At 35.2% G+C, this 19,095-nt stretch carries 15 protein-coding genes; 5 read left to right on the forward strand and 10 right to left on the reverse strand.

Annotated elements, in window-relative coordinates; genetic code table 11:
- Position 1: 1 nt before the first annotated feature.
- Positions 2-1,396 carry an MltF family protein gene (locus CLV62_RS14040; protein WP_110311451.1) on the reverse strand — a complete coding sequence of 465 codons (1,395 nt, stop codon included), beginning with the start codon at positions 1,394-1,396 and terminating at the stop codon, positions 2-4.
- Between the two features lie 245 nt (positions 1,397-1,641).
- On the opposite strand from CLV62_RS14040, the gene CLV62_RS14045 reads away from it, so the two are divergent.
- Positions 1,642-2,157 carry a hypothetical protein gene (locus CLV62_RS14045; protein ID WP_110311413.1) on the forward strand — a complete coding sequence of 172 codons (516 nt, stop codon included), beginning with the start codon at positions 1,642-1,644 and terminating at the stop codon, positions 2,155-2,157.
- A gap of 325 nt (positions 2,158-2,482) precedes the next feature.
- On the opposite strand, the gene trhO is transcribed toward CLV62_RS14045, so the two are convergent.
- Positions 2,483-3,514, reverse strand: a complete 1,032-nt coding sequence (gene trhO / locus CLV62_RS14050; protein WP_110311414.1) for an oxygen-dependent tRNA uridine(34) hydroxylase TrhO — start codon at positions 3,512-3,514, stop codon at positions 2,483-2,485.
- Between the two features lie 197 nt (positions 3,515-3,711).
- On the reverse strand, positions 3,712-5,565 hold the full coding sequence (locus CLV62_RS14055; RefSeq protein ID WP_110311415.1) for an ABC transporter ATP-binding protein: 1,854 nt from the start codon (positions 5,563-5,565) through the stop codon (positions 3,712-3,714).
- A 193-nt stretch (positions 5,566-5,758) separates the two neighbouring features.
- Between CLV62_RS14055 and CLV62_RS14060 the strand changes: the two genes are divergently transcribed.
- Both CLV62_RS14060 and xseA read left to right on the forward strand, forming a co-directional pair.
- Positions 5,759-7,378, forward strand: coding sequence for a S8 family peptidase (locus CLV62_RS14060; protein WP_110311416.1), 1,620 nt, complete (start codon positions 5,759-5,761; stop codon positions 7,376-7,378).
- 12 nt (positions 7,379-7,390) lie between these two features.
- A complete protein-coding gene (gene xseA / locus CLV62_RS14065; RefSeq protein ID WP_110311417.1) occupies positions 7,391-8,626 on the forward strand; it encodes an exodeoxyribonuclease VII large subunit in 1,236 nt (411 codons plus the stop codon).
- Positions 8,627-8,649: 23 nt separating this feature from the next.
- Here the strand turns inward: xseA and CLV62_RS14070 are convergent, their stop codons facing one another.
- Positions 8,650-9,513, reverse strand: coding sequence for a hypothetical protein (locus CLV62_RS14070; protein ID WP_110311418.1), 864 nt, complete (start codon positions 9,511-9,513; stop codon positions 8,650-8,652).
- A 93-nt stretch (positions 9,514-9,606) separates the two neighbouring features.
- Positions 9,607-11,061 carry a lipopolysaccharide biosynthesis protein gene (locus CLV62_RS14075; RefSeq protein WP_110311419.1) on the reverse strand — a complete coding sequence of 485 codons (1,455 nt, stop codon included), beginning with the start codon at positions 11,059-11,061 and terminating at the stop codon, positions 9,607-9,609.
- Between the two features lie 1,104 nt (positions 11,062-12,165).
- On the opposite strand from CLV62_RS14075, the gene CLV62_RS14080 reads away from it, so the two are divergent.
- A complete protein-coding gene (locus CLV62_RS14080; protein ID WP_110311420.1) occupies positions 12,166-13,038 on the forward strand; it encodes an alpha-1,2-fucosyltransferase in 873 nt (290 codons plus the stop codon).
- Positions 13,039-13,131: 93 nt separating this feature from the next.
- Positions 13,132-14,139: a glycosyltransferase family 2 protein gene (locus CLV62_RS14085; RefSeq protein ID WP_110311421.1), complete on the forward strand. Its 1,008-nt coding sequence runs from the start codon at positions 13,132-13,134 to the stop codon at positions 14,137-14,139.
- Between the two features lie 106 nt (positions 14,140-14,245).
- Here the strand turns inward: CLV62_RS14085 and CLV62_RS14090 are convergent, their stop codons facing one another.
- The 5 genes from CLV62_RS14090 to purE all read right to left on the reverse strand — a co-directional run bounded on the left by CLV62_RS14090 (position 14,246) and on the right by purE (position 18,982).
- The gene (locus CLV62_RS14090) at positions 14,246-15,328 is read right to left on the reverse strand and encodes a family 10 glycosylhydrolase (protein WP_110311422.1); all 1,083 of its coding nucleotides are present in this window, start codon (positions 15,326-15,328) and stop codon (positions 14,246-14,248) included.
- 117 nt (positions 15,329-15,445) lie between these two features.
- Positions 15,446-16,543, reverse strand: coding sequence for a carbohydrate-binding family 9-like protein (locus CLV62_RS14095; protein WP_110311423.1), 1,098 nt, complete (start codon positions 16,541-16,543; stop codon positions 15,446-15,448).
- Positions 16,544-16,695: 152 nt separating this feature from the next.
- A complete protein-coding gene (locus CLV62_RS14100) occupies positions 16,696-17,637 on the reverse strand; it encodes a glycosyltransferase family 2 protein (protein ID WP_110311424.1) in 942 nt (313 codons plus the stop codon).
- A gap of 31 nt (positions 17,638-17,668) precedes the next feature.
- Positions 17,669-18,274: an SIS domain-containing protein gene (locus CLV62_RS14105; protein WP_110311425.1), complete on the reverse strand. Its 606-nt coding sequence runs from the start codon at positions 18,272-18,274 to the stop codon at positions 17,669-17,671.
- A gap of 201 nt (positions 18,275-18,475) precedes the next feature.
- Positions 18,476-18,982, reverse strand: a complete 507-nt coding sequence (purE, locus tag CLV62_RS14110) for a 5-(carboxyamino)imidazole ribonucleotide mutase (RefSeq protein ID WP_110311426.1) — start codon at positions 18,980-18,982, stop codon at positions 18,476-18,478.
- Positions 18,983-19,095 lie beyond the last annotated feature (113 nt).

The following is a 19,095-nucleotide window of genomic DNA, read 5'->3' on the forward strand; positions in this document are numbered from 1 at the left end:
TCTATGACTTCGATTTTACTTCAATAGATTTAAACTTATCACGGTTAGATGTAACCTGTTTTACATACTGAACCACTTCCGACCCTCTAAGGTAACCGTTTTTGCAGACAGAATCATTATAATATTCGGGTTTACTTTTTAGCTCTATATATTTTTCAACATGCCCATCCCATATATATGGATTATCATTGTACTTTCGAGCCAAAGCCTGAGCATCTGTAACGTGTCCATTTCCACCATTATACGCTGCTAACACAAACTTAAGTCGTTGTTCCTTATCCTCTATCTTAGCAAACATCCCATCTAATTTATTTATCAGCTCAGCCCCCACTTTTATACTTAGTTCAGGATTTTTAAGATCATCTCCGGAGATCCCAAATATTTTAGCCGTACGAGGCATCAATCCCATCAACCCCACTGCACCTGCCCACGATGCAACCTCAGGCTTAAAGCGTGATTCCTGATATGCTACTGATGCCAACAGATGCCAATCATATCCGGATATAGCAGCATATTTCTTGAAAATCTCATCATAAAGTGAAACATGCCCTTTAGGAACATTGGCTAAAACATTCAAATCAAAATCGGGCTGCTTGCTTAACTCGAAGTATTTTTTCAGAATAGATTTGTATTCTCGGGTCTTACTATTTTCAGCAAACCACTCGTTCAAAATCTTTCCCAGTTCGGGTGTATCTTTACGAACAGCCCATGAAGAACGCTGTTCGAAACTTAGAGGTAGAGAGACATCAATATTACGATAGTATGTTTTATTCAATTTAGCAATATATTCGTCCGCCACTGTATAGTCGATCTGTTTTTGGGCAACCATTTGGATAAGGTCTTCCACCGTTACCGTATCTTTCTCTACATCTTTAATGATAATACCATTGCCTAACTCAGCATCCAGATTGAGTAATCGTTTATGATATTTTGTGTTGTGCTTTATATAGACCTCTTTTCCTATCAATTGAGTAACATCAGTCACCATCGAATCTCTCTTGTTTGTTCTTTGGACTAATACCTGATGAGAAACCTGCTCCAATCCACAATAGAGAATGGAATCCTTCAATTCATTTTGCACAGAAATCGGGCTGGTTATTAGATCACCTTCGCCATTTTGAAGCATCTCGATGAGACGTGTAGAATTTTCGGCAACCTTTACATTGAGTTTCAATCCGTAATAATCGCAAAATTCTTTTGCCAGATCATAGTCATAACCCATCGGTTCGTCCTTGTATATAAAATAAGACGTAGAGCTGCTCAATGTGATAATAGTCAGTTCACCCGATTCTTTTATTTGTTCAAAATCACGGGTTTGAGGCTTCTTTCCTCCACAGCCGCAAAGCATTATCATAATACCCATTAAGGAAACAAGACAGTTAATCTTCAACGCCATATTCTGCTTATATTGAATAAAAACATGCATATATCGCAACAAATATACTATTTTTTAGATCACAGTCTCAAGTTTAAGCAATCAACATAACTTAAAATCCCTCATTAAGTTATAACCTTGCTAAATATTATTTATCTTTAGAATCAATAAAGTAGAGACCTGTTTTTCAGCTATTCTGATTTTAAGAATGTGATAGTAAAAGTATAATAGCTGTTTGAATAATTTAAATAAACTAAAATATGTCAATGACTCAAATAGCTTTGTTAAAAAAAGCAGAAATACCAACAAACAAACAAATTCAAGAAGCTATCCAAAACATGGGATATGACTTCAAGATTTTCGAAAATCTTGAAAAAAAAATTGATCAGAATGGACTTAATTGTAATATTAACGGACAACAAACTTATTTTGAGACTTATCTTGTAAATGCAGATGAAGTTGACGAAAGTTGGATTAAAACAGACTTAACCAACGAAGATTCTGCAATCTTATTTGTTTGGGGTGCAGATTTTGCAGCAGCAGTTTGTATTGGACTCATATCGGTTGTGCTGATAGATCAAAGCAAAGCATTGATTTATTACATGGACGACCAAATGAGATATACAAAAGAAATGTTGATAGCAGACACCTCACAAATTCTTGAAGAATTAAAAAAGCAAGACAATAGCAGCAAAACAGATAAAGAAATTGCTAATTCCAATTCGGCAAATTTCCAGATAAAACAGAATTTCTGGAATCGACTCAAAGGTGTTTTCAAGTAGAACGACAAATAGTGAAATACATCATTAAATACTCTTAGGAAAACATTAGTTTATCTATACTATGAAGCGATCTTTGAAGCAGGTGACAAAGTACTAACTAAAGGTGACACAAAAATGTCACCTTTGGGATTCTTAAACTATTCAATGTATTTATAATCAGCAAACTGGCAAAAACAAAATCAACAAACTGTGTTTTGAGTGTTACTTTTGTAACTTTTGTAACCTTTTAGGCACTAATTTATTACAAATAAGCGATTTACTAAAACACAAAAGTATACAAAGAGTGTTACTTTTGTCACCTTTTTGTCACCTTTTGTTACGCTGTTTATCTACGTATAAATAAGCTTTGGGATTTACCTTTTCTGAAAATCATAGCATCATTACGTTTACCTTTACGAAGTTCTTTTTGTTCCTCTTCAGGCAGCATAACTACACTTCTACACTCATCGCAACAACATCCTTTCATAGCCTCGGCACACTCGGGACATTGGATAAACAGAAGGTGACAACCTTCGTTCGCACAATTGGTATGTGTATCACAAGCTTTACCACACTGATGACAATGTGCAATAATATCTTCGGTTATACGCTCACCCAAGCGATTGTCGAAAACAAAATTTTTACCAATAAACTTACTGTCTAATCCTTCGGCTTTTACTTGTCTTGTATATTCAATAATACCACCTTCCAATTGATAGACATTCTTAAAACCCTGATGCTTGAAGTAAGCACTGGCTTTCTCGCAACGAATACCTCCTGTACAATACATCAACAGGTTTTTGTTTTCTTTATGCTCTTCCAGCATTTTATCTATAATAGGAAGAGATTCTCTAAATGTTGTAACATCAGGAGTTACAGCTCCTTCGAAATGCCCCACTTCGCTTTCATAATGATTACGCATATCCAACACCACGGTATCAGGATCAGCCATCATCTCATGAAATTCTTTTGCTCTAAGATGTACACCAATATCGGTAACATCAAAAGTTTCGTCATTAAGCCCGTCTGCCACAATCTTCTCGCGAACTTTAATCGTAAGTTTTAGAAAAGATTTGTTATCATGCTCAACTGCTACATTCAATCGAATATCTTTCATAAACGGATAAGTATCCAGATAATCTTTAAAAGCTGAAATATTAGCGGCTGGCAACGAAAGCTGCGCATTGATACCTTCGGTAGCTACATAAATACGTCCAAGCACATCTAGTTTTGACCACTCCGGAAAAAGAGCATCTCTAAAAGCCTGAGGATCGGCTATATGAGCATAAGCATAAAAAGAAAGTGTGAGACGTTGAACTCCTGCTTCATCTATCAGTTTGGCTCTTTCATCAGCGCTCATCAAATTGTACAGTTGCATATTATACAATATTTTAAGTTAAGTAAATATTTATCACTACATCTTATAGGCATAACAAACTATTGCTGTTCCACTTACTTAAGAAACAGAAAGGTCCGAGACCTTAAATAAAGAGACAAAAGTAAGTGCAAAAAACAAGAACCGATGACTATGAGTCATCGGTTCTATCTATATCTAAACCTAAACAGGTTGTAACCTTAGAATTGTTGCATGTCACACAATTTACGATAGTATCCGTTAAGATCATACAACTCATTGTGATGACCCCTTTCTACAATACGGCCTTCGTGCATTACGCATATCTCATCGGCAGTTTTTATTGTAGACAGTCGGTGAGCAATTACGATAGTCGTACGATTACGCATCAAGTTTTCAAGAGCCTCCTGAACCAGTCGTTCCGATTCGGTATCAAGAGCAGAGGTTGCCTCATCCAGAATAAGTATCTGAGGATTTTTAAGTATCGCACGAGCAATGCTTACACGCTGACGTTGTCCTCCCGAAAGCTTTCCTCCACGATCACCAATGTTAGTATCATAGCCGTTTTCTGTTCCAACAATAAAATCATGTGCATTAGCTATTTTTGCAGCCTCTACAACATCATCCATCGTTGCACTATCTACTCCAAAAGTGATGTTATTAAAGAATGTATCATTAAATAGAATTGCTTCCTGATTCACGTTCCCCATCAAAGAACGTAAGTCAACTATCTTTGCATCTCTAACATTAACGCCATCTATTAAGATTTCGCCCTTATCCACATCATAGAAACGAGGAAGCAAATCGACCATTGTAGATTTACCTGAACCCGATTGTCCTACGAGAGCAATAGTCTTACCTTTAGGTATTATGAGGTTTATATCCTGCAACACCCAATTATTTTGATACTTAAACCAAACTCCTTTATATTCTATCTTGTCATTGAAAGGTATTTGCACAGGGTTCTCAGGATCAGTTATATTACTTTCTGCTGCTAGTATTTTATCTATACGAACCATGGACGCCAAACCTTTCTGAATAGCATAGGCGGATTTAGAAAATTCCTTAGCCGGATTTATAATACTGTAAAACATCACCAAATAAAACATGAAGCTCGATGCAGTTATAGAAGCATCGTGTCCAAGAATAAGATTACCACCATACCAAAGCACAATAGCGATAGTCAGCGTTCCCAAGAATTCACTCATAGGATGAGCCAATTGTTGACGACGATTTATTTTATTAGACATTCTGCGCAAGTCATCGCCACCTTTGTGAAATCTACCAGCTACTTTCTTTTCAGCATTAAAAGCTTTTATAATACGCAATCCACCTAAAGTCTCTTCGATTTGAGCCATTAACTCTCCCCATTTCTCTTGGGCTTCCGTAGACTGACGTTTTAAAGTCTTCCCGACCCGACCCATTATAAAACCTGATACAGGAAGTAGCACCAACACAAAAATCGTTAGTTGCCAACTGATAACCAACATCGTTGTGAAGTATACTAAAATCAAAATAGGATTTTTGAAAAGCATATCTAAGGAACTCATAATTGAGTTTTCTACCTCACCAACATCACCGGTCATTCTACCAATGATATCACCTTTTCGTTCTTCCGAAAAGAAAGACAATGGAAGTGAGAGTATTTTATCATTTATCTGATTACGAATATCTCGCACTACACCTGTACGTATCGGAATAAGGAAAAAAGAACTTAGATAAGTAACGCCAACCTTCACTAAAGTCATTCCAACCAAAGCCAATGCCAGAATAAACAAAATAGAGGAAGCTCCATATTGCTCAATATAATTAGCACTCAGATAATAAAAATTATTCTGAGCAACTTCCATTACAGATTCTACTTTCTGAAAAATAGTTGTTGCATCCGGGCTGATCCAAGGCAAAAATTCATATGTATCCTCATTTATTTTAAAAAGGATATTAAGAATTGGCACTATCAAAGCAAAGGATAGTACATTCATTAACGCCGACAGGATATTAAAAGCAAAACTAAAAATAAGCTCCCTTTTGTAAGGAGGCATAAATCGGCGAAGAATACGTAAAAAATCTTTCATATAGGAGTCTAAGTGAATAAAAGGATCTGATCGTACATTGATAAAGATAACCCATCTTTATTTTATAAGACATTAGATCTGTTCTGTGACCTTAAAACAAGCCCGCAAGTTAGTCATAATTATTTTCATCCAAAACACAATGTTTGGCGATCTTATGAATCATCCATATATTTGCTTATAAAAAGACAAAAGAATGATTAGATATATCCTCCTTTCCCTTTGTGTATTATACAACCTGACGATATTCTCTTCCGAAGGATATATGTTCAGAATACAACTCAAAGACAAAGGACAAACAACCTACTCCATAGACAAACCCGAAAAGTTTCTTTCGAAGCGTGCAATAGAACGTCGACAAAGACAACACATCGGCATAGATGAAACGGATATACCGATTTCATCGACATATATTAATATTATCGAGAATTTAGGATGCAAGGTAGTTGCAAGGAGTAAATGGTTAAGTACTGTTAGCATTTATTGTATAGACAGCTCATTTGTTGATAAAATAAAAGAGCTTGACTTTGTAAGCAATGCAACTTTTGCCTGGAAAGGGGACACAACCAATACAGAAACAAAAGATATTGCAAGAAGCAAACGCACCGTTATTAAATCTGAAAGTGAATACGGATATGGAGAAGATCAGATACGAACAGTAAATGGTCAGTTTCTACACAAAGAAGGATATAGAGGCAAAGGCCTTGAAATCGCGGTTATTGATGCAGGATTCAGAAATTTGAACGAGCTCTTACTTCTTGATAATGTATCTATAAAAGGGTCTAAGGATTTTGTATTTAATGGTGACGACATCTTTAAAAGTAGCGATCATGGATTGAAAGTATTATCAGTTCTGGCAGCAAACCGCCCCAATATATTTATAGGAACCGCTCCTGAGGCAAAATATTGGTTGCTACGATCAGAAGACAATCGATCTGAATTCCCAATTGAGGAAGATTATTGGGCAACGGCAGCCGAGTATGCCGACAGTATAGGGGTAGACATAATAAACGCTTCGCTTGGCTATCACACATTTCATGCTCCTGCACAAAGTTATACCCACGAACAACTCGACGGAAAGACCGCTTATATCACTCAAGCTGCCGAAATAGCCGCATCCAAGGGAATCTTTGTTGAGATAAGCGCAGGAAATGAAGGTTCAAACTCATGGAAAAAAATCGCATTTCCGGCAGATGCTGAGAATGTACTTACTGTTGGAGCTATAGCCAGAGATTCAACTATCGCCTATTTCAGTTCAATAGGTCCCACAGCAGATGGAAGGATAAAACCCGATGTTGTAGCTGTAGGAGTTAATACTGCCGTTGTAGCTAGTTCGGGAGAGGTAGAGCCGGCACAAGGCACATCATTCTCCGGTCCCATCATGGCAGGATTGGCTGCCTGCTTATGGCAATCAGCACCTAATCTAACTAGTTTAGAATTACTCGATATTATCAGAAAATCCGGAGACAGATACAACAATCCCGATAATTACTACGGATATGGTATCCCTAATATGAAAACTGCATTTCTTTTGGCAGGAAACACGCCAACAGGAATAGAAGAGGAAGCGATCAATAGCGAGCCTCTATTTGAGATAAAGTCCGATAGTATCGGTCATTTTAGAGTTTTCAGAAATAGAGAAACTAATGATAACACATACACGATTAGAGTTCACAATCTGGATGGAAAAACAATTCTCACAGATACTCTAAGCGAACAGGAACAAGATTTCCGATTACATGATTCTTCTAAACAAGTAAGAATTATAACCATTACAGGGACAGGAATAAAGGAATCGTATAAAATTATATTTTAAGCTCACACATCAATGGAACAAGCAATAATCTCATTATACGAACTAAATAATTTAGTGAGGGGTGTTATAGCAAATACATTCTCCCAATCTTTTTGGATACGTGCCGAGATGAGCGATGTGAGAGTCAATCAAAATGGTCACTGTTATCTCGAATTCATCGAGAAAGACAGCCAAAACCGAAATATTATAGCTAAAGCACGTGGGAGCATCTGGTCTAATGTTTTCAGGCTTATAAAAGCCTATTTCGAATCAGAAACAGGGCAAGCTTTCGGTACAGGATTAAAAGTTCTTGTTCAGGTCAGTGTAGAGTTTCATGAACTGTATGGTTATAGCCTCAATGTTCACAATATCGACCCGACCTATACCCTAGGCGATCAGGCTCGTACCAGAGCTTTAATAATAAAGCAACTGGAAGAGGAAGGAGTGCTAACCCTCAATAAAGAATTGGAACTACCTGATATTGCAAATCGGATTGCCGTTATATCATCTCCAACTGCCGCGGGATACGAGGATTTTTGCAATCAATTGGAGAATAATGCGGATCAATTTGCATTTTATACTCATTTATTCCCTGCAGTTATGCAAGGAGAAAGAACAGAAGCATCTATCATATCGGCACTTGAACGAATTTACGAGCATATCGACAAGTTTGATGCTGTGGTCATCATTCGTGGAGGAGGAGCAACATCCGAATTGAGTAGCTTCGACTCGTATCTGCTGGCTGCAAACTGTGCTCAATTTCCTCTACCTATCATAACAGGAATTGGTCACGAACGAGATGATAGCGTATTAGACATAGTAGCTCATACAAGAGCGAAAACACCTACTGCTGTTGCTGAATTCCTGATAAAGAGAATACAATCGACAGCCACCATCATGTATGATCTGCAAGAATCGATTGTGACATCAACAAATAGAAAAATAACGGAAGAAACAGTATTTCTGAACACATTAGCCACTCATTTCTCATATATAACGAAAGACAGGACAAAAGATCAGCTCAACAAGCTTAATAGTTTTGCAGACAGATTGAGAAATGCAGCGAAAAGGGTAATTCAAGAAGAAACACATAAGTTAGTAAACAGAGAACAACTACTCAATCTAATTTCACCGGAAAATATCCTAAAAAAAGGCTATACACTTACAATAAGGGATAATAAAATTGTAAAAAGTTCAGCCGAGCTAAAGTCTGGTGATAAGATTACCAATCGATTTTATGATGGAGAAGTAGTATCCGAGGTTAAATAAAACACTCTACTCTAGGCAGTTCATTATATCAATTTCAAGTCTTTTTTTGTCAGAATATCATCTATGGCATCACTATAATCCGAAGCATCCTTCCACAAAGAAGCATTCATACTGTGAAACCAACTATCGTCGATGAATTCGACCGTCTCAGGGTAATCATACCCCAATTTATCTAGAGTTATTCGTAATTCAGCGGCAAAAGTAAAATCAGAATCATTCAACTTAGAATAAAGTGAATACCACAATGCTCCACCTGTATCTAAATAAGTATCCTTAATCTTAGATGGCGAAAAGTCAACTTTAATATCAGCTAAAAAGTCAAATTCAAAGAAAGAAAATCCCGGCCAAAGATACCAATACGAGTCTCTCGTCTCTTTTTTACCATAAAAAATCTGATTGTCAAATGTTTTTACTATTGATACAGGACGAATAGGATATATATCGTGATCCAAAAAACCAAACCAGCGAGGTTTACGTTTCATCACAACTTGATAAAAAACCCAGTTAAGAGATACTCCATGAGATTTTGACCCTATAATAAACGAATTGTTTTCTAATTGAGGAATACCAACATACATTACTCCCTCATTCTCACAGATTAATCGTATTTCTTCCCTTTTTTCCGGCATATTAGAGTTATCCGCAACTATATGGGTGTAATTATCATCTCTTACATTTTCTTTTATTTTACGTATCTGATGTTTAAGCACATGAACATTATTAAAGGCAATTGTAATAAGATCAAGGCTTGTTTCGCTGTCTTGTGGTTTAACCATATCAGAACATTCCGCAGGCACTTTCAGCAACTTATTCAACTGCGAATAATACTTATATAAATTGACTCGTCTCAAAAAGGATTGCTTTTTCTCAGGGCTTCTTAACTTCATATACTTAAGTAATTTCGACTATTTAACACTAACTTTTAGTTATAACTAACTGTACTTATTCTACTTGCCAAAGCTATAAAAAGGTGCGAGACCTTATTTTGTTTTGAGAATTGTCTTTGTCAAAACTCCGATAGCGTCCCTGACAATGACCGACCCGAAGAAATAGAGTATTGATATATATATTAACGCAACCAAAATTATTTGAAAAATGGTAAGCAGCAAGAAATTACCAATCAGATACTGAAGCATATAACCACAAACCACCGCTAACAGTGTAGTGGCAAAGTAAGGAGACAAATCTTTGAGTAATTCAACCATTTTGTAATCGATATCCTTATTGCAAATGTAAGAACTTACAACGTATTTAATAAAGTAAGTAAGTGACAAGCCTCCCACCAAGTACAAATAATCGAGCTTGAAACTCAAAGATATTACAATAACAAATAAAATGAGTACATTCCGAAAAATCTCCAGCGAAAGTATCTTACCCGATTTTCCTTTAACCCTCAGAAGATCGGTGTTAGAGGAGTCTAAAGAAGCAAAAAGCCCACCTAGACATAATAGTTGAAGGATAGGAACAGTATCAGCCCATCCGACTCTCAATAGCGATATAATAAATGGTTTAGAAACCAGTATCATCCCGATAAAAAGGGGAAAAACAATAAAAGCTTTCGCACGTATAAATTTTCGGACAGCTTTTTTTAATCTGACATTATCGTCAATATTAGACAGAACGGTAAAAGGTACACTTTGGATTGTTCCTGCCAAAAAATCAAAAACCGTATTATGCAATTTGGTTGCCTGATTGTATAGCCCCGTAATCCCTAATGAATACTGCTTAGCTATTATATTTTGCGGAATATTGGTAGAAAAAGAGTTCAACACCCCTCCTATTACCAACTTTGAGCCGAAAGCAAAGAACTCTTTGAATGATTCGCCCGAAAAATGTCCTGCCGGCTTCCATTTGCCAAAAATCCATAAGCAAGCCGATCTTATCAATGAAATAACCACTATTTGCGAAGCTAACGCCCAAACTCCATACCCGAAATAGGCAAGAAGTAAAGCAATAGAGTATGAAATCAGCACAGAAAAGAAGTTGATCTTTGTAATCAGCTTATAATTAATCTCTTTAAGTAGTTTTGCATTCTGAATGATAGCGAAAGAATTAAACAGGAATGAAAGGAACAGGAATCGCGCAAGTGGAGCCAATATTGGTTGATTATAATAACTACTGATTATTGGTGCTAAAAAAAACAAGACTATATATAAAGTAAATCCGATAAATATATTTGTATAAAACACTGTAATATAATCAGATTGGGTTGGATTTTTCTTTCTGATTAAAGCTGTTGTAAAGCCACTTTCCTGTAATAAATTAGCCATTCCTGTAAAAATAGCCAATACACCGATTAATCCGTAGTTTTCTTTATCAAGCATCCTTGCAAGTAAAACTCCGGAGACAAAAACAAATAATTGTTGAAAAAGCTTATCGGCAGCACTCCAACTGAGTCCGGAAACTGTTTTCTCTTTTAATGTTTTCTCTTTCATCGAATAATCCAAGATCTGAGACCTCTTATATTACTTTTATAAATAATAAATATGACTTCCAGCTATACCTAAAAAAATAATGCATTGTGTATTAGTCGATAGTGTAACCCCTTTTGTTGCTTTAGCAGGTAAATAACACTAAATCGTTATAATTATAAAGCGATGTCTATAAATATTTAATACTATTTAGATATTAAAGGCAAAGGTAAAAAAACGAATCAAACCTCGAGCCTAATTAATCTTTTCTTTTAGAAGACTAAAATTGAAAGAAGATCGTAACCCTTTTTAGTATTTCTGTAAGTATAATACCTGAGAAATAGATAATCCAAAAACATATAATCAGATACTTTTATCTTACAAAAATAATGCAAAACACTTACAATAATTCAAGTAAAAAGACAACAGATATTACTAAATCTAAGAAAATAATTGATATTAATTTTATTAATAAGTTTTCCAATTGGTTATTTTAAAAAAATTCAATAGAAACTAATAAATAAATACATTAAAAATAAATATATAATTAGTGATATATATCATCAGAATTATATCTATATTTTAACTTTATAACTAAATAAATAATATCATAATATTTTCATTACAAATAGAATAAATACACCTCTATTATAGATTATAATAATAATAAAATTATTTTAACTTAATTATATAAAATATCTTTTAGAAAAATATCTATAAACTAAAATAAAAATAGCATACTAAATAGTTTATTTTGAAATATTAATTGATTAAAATTCATAAATAAATTTAGAAAAAGAAAATATTCTACTGAAAATATGAATTTAAGAGCAAAAAATAAAATAGCATACATCGATAAGATAGTAAATAAATTCGATACGATCTATAATGAAAGAAGTAAGTAAAAAGCATCAAAAATGAGTTATTCTAATTCAAAAATATTTAGAATTATCAGCAATAATCACACTAACAAAATTACAGCTATTTTTATGCTAAATTCTTTTTATCTTTGATAAGTAACAGCAACGGACTAAAGCCCTGTCCTCAAGACATAACTTACTGTTTTTGTTACACTTATAAGACATCAAAAAAAAGTCTACGACTTTAAATAAAGAAAAGAACTATTTAATGATCACACTCATTATTTCCGGTGGATTAGGTAATCAGATGTTTGAATATGCTGCGGGCAGGGCTTTATCGCTTCGTCACCGAACAAATTTAAGCATTGATTTATATATACTTAACAAGAAAACAAAAGCAACTATAAGAAATTATGAGCTTATTGTTTTCAACATCGAAACACCTATAACCAGCTCAATCTTCAACAAAATAGCAGTAAAAGGATTTGGCCTGTTAAAATCAAGTAATACGAGGCGTATACTTCTCAGCAATACGGGGATATTTCGTGATGAAAAGGCTCAATGTTATGATTCACGATTTAAAAAGCTATCGGAGAAAATGACACTTTTCGGTTATTTCCAGAATGAGAACTACTTTAGAGATATATCTGAGCAACTAAGAACAGATTTCACGTTCCAAGCACCATTAATCGGAAGAAACGATGAAATTCGAAGCCTAATAGAGCTGAATACGTCCGTATCCATCCATATAAGACGTGGTGATTACTCAAATACAAACTCAAATCTTCCTATCCTCGATATATCACATTACAAAAAAGCGATCGAGTATATATCTTCTCAAATAAGTAATCCTTATTTTTTCATTTTCTCAGATGACATTGACTGGGTAAAAAATAACTTAGACCTATCAGACTCAAATCATCAATTTATCGACTGGAATAAAAATAAGAATAGTTATATAGATATGCAGTTGATGAGCTTATGCAAACACAATATTATTGCCAACAGTTCTTTCAGCTGGTGGGGAGCATGGTTAAATACTAACCCTGATAAATTGGTAATAGCTCCCGACAAATGGTATAAAGGAGATAACGGAATCTACCCTGATGGATTTTTACCTAAAGAATGGATCGTTTTATAAAGTACGGTAAACCTTTTTGTACATTTGTAATTATCCGAATAACTAAAACGAGGTTAAGAGTAAAAGGAAAATAAACTTACTTAGCAATAACAGATGATGAAATTATCAGTCATAATGCCCGTTTTTAACGCAGAAAGATATCTGCGCGAGGCTATTGACAGCATAATCAATCAGAGCTATACTGATTGGGAATTAATCATAATTAACGACGGCTCAATAGACTGTAGCGAAAATATTATTAAATCTTATACAGATACGCGACTCAGATACTACAAAAACGAACAAAATATAGGCTTAATCCAAACCTTGAACAAGGGGATAGATCTTTGTAAAGGAGCATATATCGCCCGAATGGATGCGGATGATATCGCAGAAAAGGATCGATTTGGAATCCAAATAGCATTTTTAGAGAACAACAAAGAATATGCACTCTGTGGTTCCGATGCCAAAGTCATTGATGAAAATAATATTGAGACAGGAAAAATACTAAACCTTCAAAGTAATGAGTATCTACAAATAAATTTACTTTTTTCTGTACCCTTCATACATCCTACTATACTAATTCGGAGTGAGGTATTAAAAGATAATTATTTCGATACAGAATATAAACATGCCGAGGATTACGAATTATGGTGTAGAATTGCCAATAGCCATAAGGTTGCTAACATTGGTAACTTCTTATTACGATATCGCTGGCACAGCAGTAATGTATCAGTAACTAATTCCGAAAAGCAGGAAGAAATCAAAAACAGGATAATTTGCAGGGAACTCAAGAATATTGATTTGCAACCTTCGGAAAAAGAATTATATCTGCATAAAGTAACATTCCAACAATTCGATTCAAAATTTTCAATAAAGAAAGAAACTTTTGATGATTACAGCGAACTTGATTCTTGGTTTCAAAAAATAATAAATGCGAATCGAAATCTACAAAAATACAATGAAGCCGCACTGATTTCTTTTTTATGGAGTAGATGGATTGTACTTTGCATTTCACAGAAAAGATACAGGAAAATTCTCAAACCTCAATTTTCATCCTACAAACTTCCAATTCTTTCCAGAACTTTTAAGCTTCTCTTATTTTTAAGAAAGAAAGCGTAAAAGAGATGATCTGCCAGCACTTCATTTTGCACTCCGATTAATGCAATAAAAAAAGTGTGCAATATTATTTATATTACACACCCTATTTATTTTAGAAAAATGTCGCTTAATTGAATTCTTTCAGAAGAGCAAGCATTTCATCATCAACCTGCCCGAAAATGGAAACACCGGCAGCTCCATTATCTAAAGCATACCTGATGCCATCACGTAAATCGTCTTTATCCTTGAAATCGGGAACATATAATCCGGCATAAAGAGGGAAACGACCATTAAGCCCTTTCAATCCTTCCTTCACGGCAGTACCGATCCACGATGTTTTTTCTCTATAGAAACCATGATAAATCATCGGATAAATCGCTGTTAAATTCCAATTTGTCCAATCTTGTCTTACCAATCTTTTAGCAACATCGGGTGTTGGAAATACTGCTGCAGTTATTGCTTTATTATGGCTTTTAGCCACATTAGTTAATTCATTCACTACATTGGTAACAGCATCATATCTAAATTTCTTCCAAGATAAACTTTGAGTAGGATACTCGATAGAATCGAGGTTTTCGCCATATTGCTCCTCGAATTTCTTCTTACAAACATCACAATAGCAATAATCGTACTGAGGTAGCTCCTCTTTTTGTACAATACCGTATACTTGCCACAAATTCACGGCCAGTATTACATCACTGTAACGAATGTAATCCAAGTGAATACCATCCACATAATCTTTAGAAAGTGCCTTCTCAACGTCTTTTTTCAGATAGTCAATAACTTCGGGACGAGAAGGGCAAAGCCATCTGTAATAATCAACATAAGGTGGTTGATCGAAACACGATTCTCCTTTAGCATTGATCGCATACCAATCAGGATGGTTATCTTTCAAATATTGCTCACCTCTGTTCATAATCCACATCCATCGATGAGTCTCTAAACCCTGAGCTTTTGCTATTTTAAAATGACGCTCATTATCTGCTTCAAAAAAGATACCTTTTATACCGGCATCGTAGTATTTCTTATATCTGACAGTGAGCTCACCATCGGTATCTTTGTCATTAGGATTTAGCCAAACCCAAAATTTATGAGTTTTTTGTGCTTCAGACTTTTCTTCTTTGATATCTTTTCCAAACATTTGAGTGGGAAAAGTAAATAGTAATGCCACAAGGCAAACTAAGAAAAACTTATAATCTCTGTGTTTCATGATAAATAATATTGTTTCTTTAAATAAATAAAAGTATTTAATAGTATACTCTCAGATTGTAATAATCTATTGCTTTGCCTCTTACCAAAGCAATAGAAAGTTCTGAGACCTTAGTTCTTAGTTGATAAGCCCTTCATTATTAATTCTTATTTCTTTTGAATCTGCACTCGATATAGTTGCAGAAAACTGATAAGAGGTCGATTCCATCGATAATTTATTTTGTTTCCCTTCAATCGAAACAACTTCAGGAATACCCAGTTCTTGTAGATTCCTGGAAAATTTGCCCTTAGCATTTCTATACTCACGCTGTTTGTAATAAACGAGCCATAAATATTGTCTTTGCAACTCGGTGTAAGGCAAAACAAATTCGGGCAATTTTGTTCCTGCTTTATTTGTCGAGAACTGAAGATATCCCCATCTTTCGGGAGCATGCATATCAATAATACCCTGTGGAGACCATACCCAATTATTTTCAGGAAGTGTTTTATTGTTTACATCACGTTTCTTCACATACTTATTACCCGAAACTTCGGTTTCCCATTGAACACGCGAAAAGTTTAATCGCCAAATATCCCCATTTTTCGGGATATTAGTTATATTAGCAACTGTAATATCAGCAAAAGGGATTGCTAATTCAACCGTCCAGCCTTTGTCTTTATCGCTCGGATCATTTAGAGAGCCATATATATGAACCCCATGTTTCAATCGGTTACTATCCCATGAGATAAGCGCACCCGATCCACTGCGATATGGCTTCGGCAAAAACAGATCAAATACCGTATTCAACGCATTAATCTCATATTCGAAATACTGGTGAGAAGTATTTACGGGATTAATAAAAACCTCGAAATCATTATCGAAAAACACGACCTGATCTCTTTCAGTCAGATATGCCCAGACATGTTCGTCAACCATATCTGCTGCAATATAGAGGTAAGTACTATCCCAAAGCATTTTTACTTTTGTATCGTAATATGGTTTTGGCTTAAGATCACCCTCGATATCTCGAAAAGAACCTGTCCATTGAGCACTCTTCCAAACCTGATCGTTGATATTACCATCAATAACGGGAGCCGTGGCGGTATACCCTACTACATAACTTTCCGGTAGTGTAAAAAGATGTTCCAAACCCTTAAAATCTTTTGTTTGTGCAAAAAGAGTTGGAATACACCCAACTGCCCCGAGTATCAGGGCGGCAAAATAGTGTTTCTTCATGGCGAAAAATTTTAATTAGCTATAAGACCTTTCTAGTCACAAGCCTATTTATTTGCTAAGATAAGCATAAATAAGACAGTCGAACAAAACCGACATACCCTATAAATACGTATTATTCAATTAATTATAAGACGAAAGCAATAAGCTCTCAATTATTTCTTATGGTATATTTCTGACAATTTCTTAATTAACTTTTGACCAAGAATTAAATAAGCAATCTTGTATAATGTATCCTTCTTGAAAGTATTAATATCAAAGCCCAGCCTTTTTATCTCTATGGCTGCACGCTCATTATAATAATCACTATGAAATCGGGTAATGTATTGCATGTAGAAATTCACACAAGCAGCTCTGACCCTTTTGCTATTTTCAAGGCGGATTACGACCTGAGTCATAACCTGAGTTGCCAATAACTGCGATTCGATCGCTTTCTGAGAAACTTGTTTACTTAAGCTCTGAGGGGTATTTCTATAGAAAACAGCTCCTTCTGAACAAAAATAAACACCAGACGACTGCCCGACTACCCGAAAGAAATATTCGCCATCATCATTCAAAGTGAGTTGCTCATTCCACCCTCCTACTTTAGTAAGTAGATCTCTATGCATCAGCCAGATACTGGACTGTACAATATATTTCTCGCGACAAATATCAATTAACAGGTCAACAGGCTTATTATAACTGTTGGTAGACATTTGCCGATGGGGAATGCAAATAGTTTCCATCACATCACCATCAAACAAAAGTATACCGGATGCAATAATTGCGTTTTTATCATTAATTTTAGTATAAAGTTTTACCTGCGCTTCAATTTTATTGAAAGACAAAAGATCATCGGCATCAAGATACTGAATCAGCTCGCCTGTAGATTTTTCAAGAGCAAGGTTTCGGGCAGCACTTGCCCCTTTATTATCCTGACGGTAAATATGAACGTTTTCCGACTCATATTTCTTAGCTAAAGCATAGCTATTGTCGGTGGAACCGTCATCTACAATAATAACTTCCAAATCAGACCATGTCTGCTTCAATACATTCTCAATAGTTGCCGAAATGTATATCTCGGCATTGTACATGGGAATCAAAACAGATACTTTCATCGGGTATTTATTAAAATAATAGAAAACGAAATCACTTACTCAGGCTACGTGACTTATCGCCAAGATATCCTCCATGATGTCGCTTTGCATAATCAGCTGCATTAAACCCAATCTTGTCCATTGTATCAACCACTAAAATATCACCTATTACAGTCATCATTGTAGTAGAAGTAGTAGGAGTAAGACCCAACTTACAAACCTCTGCAGGATTGCCGGTCAATAAACAAACATCAGCCTCTTGTGCCAAGACACTTTCGGGATCGCTCGTTATAACAATAAACTGAATATTCGGGTTTAAGTGCCTGGCCAAACTTATAAGTTCGATAATCTCACGGGTTTTGCCGGAATTGGAGATCATTAAAATAATATCATCTTCCTGAAGCACTCCCAAATCTCCATGCTGAGCTTCGCTAGGATGCAAAAAAATAGCAGGTGTTCCCGTAGAACAAAAAGTGGTTGCAATATTCTGAGCTATTTGCCCCGCTTTACCCATACCACTAGTTACTAATTTCCCTTTTTTCCGATGAACATGCTCCACAATAAGATCAGTCGCTTTATTATAAGCATCTGTTACGGGAATGTTCAATATGGCATCAGCTTCCTTTTTTAAAATAGCTTTTACGTCGTCTATACTCATAGTTCAACCCTAATAGTCCTAAGTCTATTATTAAGTAAATATTCTATATTGCCCTAAATATAACAAACAATGGTTGCTAAGGTCTTAAACCTTTTTATTGCTTTGGTAAGCATAACAGCAATAGTCTGTTATAATCCGAAAGTATATCATTAAATACTTTCATTTACTTATATTTACAAAAACAAACTAAAGTCCGAGACCTTAGTTTGTTTTGAATTTGTATTTTATTGCAGACAATTCTTCGTTGGCTTGTACAATCTTACTTTTCAGGTTCTCTTTATAACCTGTCAGTTTTTTTTGCAGATCAACATTATCTGTTGACATAATTTGCAAAGCTAATATTGCAGCATTCAAGGATCCGTTTATCCCTACAGTAGCAACAGGTATTCCCGGAGGCATTTGCACGATAGCCAACAGTGCATCCAAACCATCTAAGGAAGAATTGATTGGCACACCAATAACCGGCAATGTGGTCATCGATGCTATCACACCCGGTAGATGAGCAGCCATACCGGCAGCAGCAATTATCACTTTGATTCCTTTTTCTCTTGCATTCTTCGCAAATAATTCAACTTCCTGAGGTGTACGATGAGCTGACAAAGCATTTATTTCAAATGGAATTTCCATTTCATCGAAAAATTTCGCAGCTTTTTCCATTACCGGAAGATCCGAAGTACTTCCCATAATAATTGCAACAAGTGGTTTCATATACTAAGCTATTATATATATTAAAATTAAGGTCTCAGACCTTTTTATTTTTTTTGATAAATAGAACGTTACAAGACTATTATAATCATATAATGTGAAAAATAGTTGTACAT

It is taken from the genome of Indolivaga alginatilytica (assembly GCF_003201355.1).
Lineage (GTDB): Bacteria > Bacteroidota > Bacteroidia > Bacteroidales > Dysgonomonadaceae > Dysgonomonas_A > Dysgonomonas_A alginatilytica.

What these genes read in the sequence shown, in the direction of transcription:
- CLV62_RS14040 (WP_110311451.1), bottom strand. Translation starts at nt 1,396, where the DNA reads ATGGCGTTGAAGATTAACTGTCTTGTTTCCTTAATGGGTATTATGATA.
- CLV62_RS14045 (WP_110311413.1), top strand. Translation starts at nt 1,642, where the DNA reads ATGACTCAAATAGCTTTGTTAAAAAAAGCAGAAATACCAACAAACAAA.
- trhO (WP_110311414.1), bottom strand. Translation starts at nt 3,514, where the DNA reads ATGCAACTGTACAATTTGATGAGCGCTGATGAAAGAGCCAAACTGATA.
- CLV62_RS14055 (WP_110311415.1), bottom strand. Translation starts at nt 5,565, where the DNA reads ATGAAAGATTTTTTACGTATTCTTCGCCGATTTATGCCTCCTTACAAA.
- CLV62_RS14060 (WP_110311416.1), top strand. Translation starts at nt 5,759, where the DNA reads ATGATTAGATATATCCTCCTTTCCCTTTGTGTATTATACAACCTGACG.
- xseA (WP_110311417.1), top strand. Translation starts at nt 7,391, where the DNA reads ATGGAACAAGCAATAATCTCATTATACGAACTAAATAATTTAGTGAGG.
- CLV62_RS14070 (WP_110311418.1), bottom strand. Translation starts at nt 9,513, where the DNA reads ATGAAGTTAAGAAGCCCTGAGAAAAAGCAATCCTTTTTGAGACGAGTC.
- CLV62_RS14075 (WP_110311419.1), bottom strand. Translation starts at nt 11,061, where the DNA reads ATGAAAGAGAAAACATTAAAAGAGAAAACAGTTTCCGGACTCAGTTGG.
- CLV62_RS14080 (WP_110311420.1), top strand. Translation starts at nt 12,166, where the DNA reads ATGATCACACTCATTATTTCCGGTGGATTAGGTAATCAGATGTTTGAA.
- CLV62_RS14085 (WP_110311421.1), top strand. Translation starts at nt 13,132, where the DNA reads ATGATGAAATTATCAGTCATAATGCCCGTTTTTAACGCAGAAAGATAT.
- CLV62_RS14090 (WP_110311422.1), bottom strand. Translation starts at nt 15,328, where the DNA reads ATGAAACACAGAGATTATAAGTTTTTCTTAGTTTGCCTTGTGGCATTA.
- CLV62_RS14095 (WP_110311423.1), bottom strand. Translation starts at nt 16,543, where the DNA reads ATGAAGAAACACTATTTTGCCGCCCTGATACTCGGGGCAGTTGGGTGT.
- CLV62_RS14100 (WP_110311424.1), bottom strand. Translation starts at nt 17,637, where the DNA reads ATGAAAGTATCTGTTTTGATTCCCATGTACAATGCCGAGATATACATT.
- CLV62_RS14105 (WP_110311425.1), bottom strand. Translation starts at nt 18,274, where the DNA reads ATGAGTATAGACGACGTAAAAGCTATTTTAAAAAAGGAAGCTGATGCC.
- purE (WP_110311426.1), bottom strand. Translation starts at nt 18,982, where the DNA reads ATGAAACCACTTGTTGCAATTATTATGGGAAGTACTTCGGATCTTCCG.